We start from the raw sequence: 3,506 nt of genomic DNA on the forward strand, positions 1-3,506 counted from the left end.
GTGTCCTCAAGCGCCGGACGGGCTTGAAAGGTGTCCTCAATCGCCGGACGGGCTGGATTTGGCTGGACGCGTGGGATCGCGCGAGTGGGGGTGGGTGTCCTCAAGCGCCGGACGGGCTTGAAGGGTGTCCTCACGCGCCGGACGGGCTGGGTTTGGCTGGACGCGTGGGATCGCGCGGGTGGGGGTGGGGTTGGCTCGGGCGGGTCTGAAGGGGGGCGTCGTTGGTTTGGGCGTGGCTTGGTGTCAGGTGTCCTTGCCTCGTAGTGCGTCGCGTTTGCGCCAGGCCACGAAGGCTGCCGCCACGCCCGTCAGGACGATGAAGCCCATCGCCACCAGGAACATCGGTGACGTCGGGGAGGAGGCTCGGCTGCCTGCCACCACGTAGGCCGCCGTGTTCGGGATCGAGCCGATTCCCGTCGCCAGCAGGAACGGGACCCACCCCATGCGGGAGATCGCGGCGCAGTAGTTCGCCGCCGCGAACGGGACGCCCGGGAAGAGGCGTACCGCCAGCATCGACCGGAAGCCGTGCCGGCTCAACTGGCCGTCCGCCGCCTCCATCCAGCGCCCCCGCAGCAGCGGCCGCAGCGCGTCCTGGCCGAGAAAACGGCCGAGACCGAACGCCAGTCCCGCGCCCAGCACCGTCCCGGCGAGCGCCGCGGGCAGCCCGAGCGCCGTACCGAACAGCGCCCCCGCCGCGAGATTCAGCAGCGGGCGGGGGACGAACGCGACCGCGCACACGCCGTACGCCAGCGCGAACAGCACCACGGCCGCGCTCCCGGTGAGTCGGGCGGGCCAGCCCTCCGACAGGAGTCTCTGCGGTTCGTACACGAGCACGAGCGACCCGGCGGCGGCCAGCACCGCCACAAGGAGAGCGAACCGCGACCAGGGCGAGCGCAACGCCCTGGAGCAGCGGACAGCGATGCCCGGCGCGGGCCGGGTGGCGGTGTCGAGCATCCGGGGAGACTAGCCGACGAACGTGTGTGATCGCCGCACCGGGGACGGGGGAAGGGTGTGATGTGAGCAGTCGGACATGCCTGTCGCGGCGGCCGAGCGCCCTGCCCGAACGCCCTCCCCGCACGTAAATCATTCGACGTGGCGGCCGCCGTGGGCGACCATCGAGACATGTTCCGGTACGCCTTCCTCGCAGCGCCGTCCGCAGTCGCGGACGCGCCGAAGGCTGCCGCGTTCCTCGCGGCTGACGCGGCGGCAGCAGCCGCTGTCGCCGCCGCGGCGCCCGTCGACGGCGCCCGAAGCTGACCCTTCCCGGATCGTCCGGCGGACCCCGCAGGGGGAGGGTCGGCGAGTCCAGGGGGTCCCTCTCACGCTTCGAGTTCCTTGAAGGGACCGGACCATCATGTCCAAGACGGCATACGTACGCACCAAGCCGCATCTGAACATCGGCACCATGGGCCACGTCGACCACGGCAAGACCACCCTCACCGCCGCCATCACCAAAGTCCTCAGCGAGCGCGGGACCGGCGGCGGCAGCGGCACCACCTACGTACCGTTCGACCGGATCGACCGGGCGCCGGAGGAGGCGGCCCGGGGGATCACCATCAACATCGCGCACGTCGAGTACGAGACCGACACGCGCCACTACGCGCACGTGGACATGCCGGGCCACGCGGACTACATCAAGAACATGGTCACCGGAGCCGCGCAGCTCGACGGGGCGATCCTCGTCGTCTCCGCGCTCGACGGGATCATGCCGCAGACCGCCGAGCACGTCCTGCTCGCCCGCCAGGTCGGCGTCGACCACATCGTCGTCGCCCTCAACAAGGCCGACGCGGGCGACGACGAGCTCACGGACCTGGTCGAGCTGGAGGTGCGCGAACTGCTCACCTCGCAGGGGTACGGCGGCGACACGACGCCCGTCGTCCGGGTGTCGGGGCTGCGCGCGCTGGAGGGCGACCCGCGCTGGACGGGGTCGATCGAGGCGCTGCTCGACGCGGTCGACACGTACGTGCCGATCCCGGTCAGGTACACGGACGCGCCGTTCCTGCTCCCGGTGGAGAACGTCCTCACCATCACCGGGCGCGGCACGGTCGTGACCGGGGCGATCGAGCGCGGCACCGTGCGCGTGGGCGACAAGGTGGAGGTCCTGGGCGCCGACCTGGGGCCGCAGGCCAGTACCGTCACCGGCCTGGAGACCTTCGGCAAGCCGATGGAGTCCGCCGAGGCCGGGGACAACGTCGCGCTGCTCCTGCGCGGGATGCCACGCGACGCGATCCGCCGCGGGCACGTGGTGGCGGCGCCGGACACGGTGGCGCCGAGCCGGCGCTTCGCGGCGCGGGTGTACGTGCTCTCCGCGCGGGAGGGCGGCCGTACGACTCCGGTGTCCACCGGGTACCGGCCGCAGTTCTACATCCGTACGGCCGACGTGGTCGGCGACGTGGACCTGGGCGACCTCGGCGTCGCGCGCCCCGGCGACACGGTCACCATGACCGTGGAGCTGGGCCGTGACATCCCGCTGGAGCCGGGGCTCGGCTTCGCGATCCGGGAGGGTGGCCGGACGGTTGGGGCCGGGACGGTGACGTCGCTGCTGTAGGGGTGGCGCGCGAGCGCGTTTTCCCTGGTCGAGGTGGTGGGCCCGGCTTCTGTGAGGGTACGGGGGCCGGGCTCGGCGGTCGGTGGGGGACGGCTTTGGTGTTCGTGCGCGACACTTCCTTCTGGGCCCGGTGGTGGGTCCGGTGCGGGAGAGGCGGCAATCATGACGCGTACGGCCCTGGTCCTCGGCGGCGGTGGCGTCACCGGCGTCGCCTGGACGATCGGTGTCCTGCACGGTCTGCGCATCGCCGGCACGGACCTGACCACGGCCGATCTGATCATCGGTACGTCGGCGGGCTCGGTGGTCGGCGCGCAGCTCGCCGCCGGGACGCATGACGTCGAGGCGCTGTACGAGCGGCAGCTCGCTCCGCCCGGGGACGAGCGGCCGGCGCGGCTGGGGGCGGCGGTCCTGTTCCGGTACGCCCGGGCGATGCTGGTCTCGCGTACCCCGGAGGCGTACGGGCAGCGGATCGGCCGGTACGCGCTGGCCGCCGCGACGGAGCCCGAGGCGGAACGCCGGGCCGTGATCGCCTCGCGGATCCTGGTCGACACGTGGCCGGATCGGGCGTTCGCCGTCACCGCCGTGGACGCGCTCACCGGGGAGCTCCGGGTGTTCGACCGGGAGAGCGGGGTGCCGGTGGTGGACGCGGTGGCGGCGAGTTGCGCGGTGCCGGGGGTGTGGCCGCCGGTGACCATCGAGGGGCGGAAGTGGATCGACGGCGGGATGCACTCGCCCGCCAACGCGCAGCTCGCCGCCGGGTACGACCGGGTGGTCGTGATCGCGCCCGTGGGGTCCGGGAGCGGGGTGGTCGCGGGGCCGCAGAGCCAGGCGGAGGCGCTGGTGGCGGGGGGTGCGCGGGTGGAGGTGATTGCGCCGGGGGCGGCGGCGAAGAAGGCGATCGGGCACAACGTGCTGGATCCTGGGCGGCGGGGGTTGGCTGCGCGGGCGGGGGTGGCTC

The 3,506-nt window shown here is 72.9% G+C and carries 4 protein-coding genes; 3 read left to right on the forward strand and 1 reads right to left on the reverse strand.

Annotated features, from left to right (window positions below; translation table 11 throughout):
- Window positions 1-243 precede the first annotated feature (243 nt).
- Window positions 244-954 (reverse strand): TVP38/TMEM64 family protein, encoded by a 711-nt coding sequence (locus tag GT042_RS11385; RefSeq protein ID WP_161308596.1) that lies wholly within the window; start codon window positions 952-954, stop codon window positions 244-246.
- 168 nt (window positions 955-1,122) lie between these two features.
- On the opposite strand from GT042_RS11385, the gene GT042_RS39835 reads away from it, so the two are divergent.
- The 3 genes from GT042_RS39835 to GT042_RS11395 all read left to right on the forward strand — a co-directional run.
- Entirely contained in the window at window positions 1,123-1,257 is a 135-nt protein-coding gene (locus GT042_RS39835; RefSeq protein WP_272925702.1) for a hypothetical protein, read from the forward strand.
- A 97-nt stretch (window positions 1,258-1,354) separates the two neighbouring features.
- Window positions 1,355-2,548 (forward strand): elongation factor Tu, encoded by a 1,194-nt coding sequence (gene tuf / locus GT042_RS11390; RefSeq protein ID WP_161308597.1) that lies wholly within the window; start codon window positions 1,355-1,357, stop codon window positions 2,546-2,548.
- 162 nt (window positions 2,549-2,710) lie between these two features.
- Window positions 2,711-3,506, forward strand: a 796-nt coding sequence (locus GT042_RS11395) for a patatin-like phospholipase family protein (protein WP_161308598.1), incomplete at its 3' end; no start/stop codon positions are given.

The sequence above is a fragment of the Streptomyces sp. SID3212 genome (genome assembly GCF_009865405.1).
Lineage (GTDB): Bacteria > Actinomycetota > Actinomycetes > Streptomycetales > Streptomycetaceae > Streptomyces.

What these genes read in the sequence shown, in the direction of transcription:
- GT042_RS11385 (WP_161308596.1), bottom strand. Translation starts at nt 954, where the DNA reads ATGCTCGACACCGCCACCCGGCCCGCGCCGGGCATCGCTGTCCGCTGC.
- GT042_RS39835 (WP_272925702.1), top strand. Translation starts at nt 1,123, where the DNA reads ATGTTCCGGTACGCCTTCCTCGCAGCGCCGTCCGCAGTCGCGGACGCG.
- tuf (WP_161308597.1), top strand. Translation starts at nt 1,355, where the DNA reads ATGTCCAAGACGGCATACGTACGCACCAAGCCGCATCTGAACATCGGC.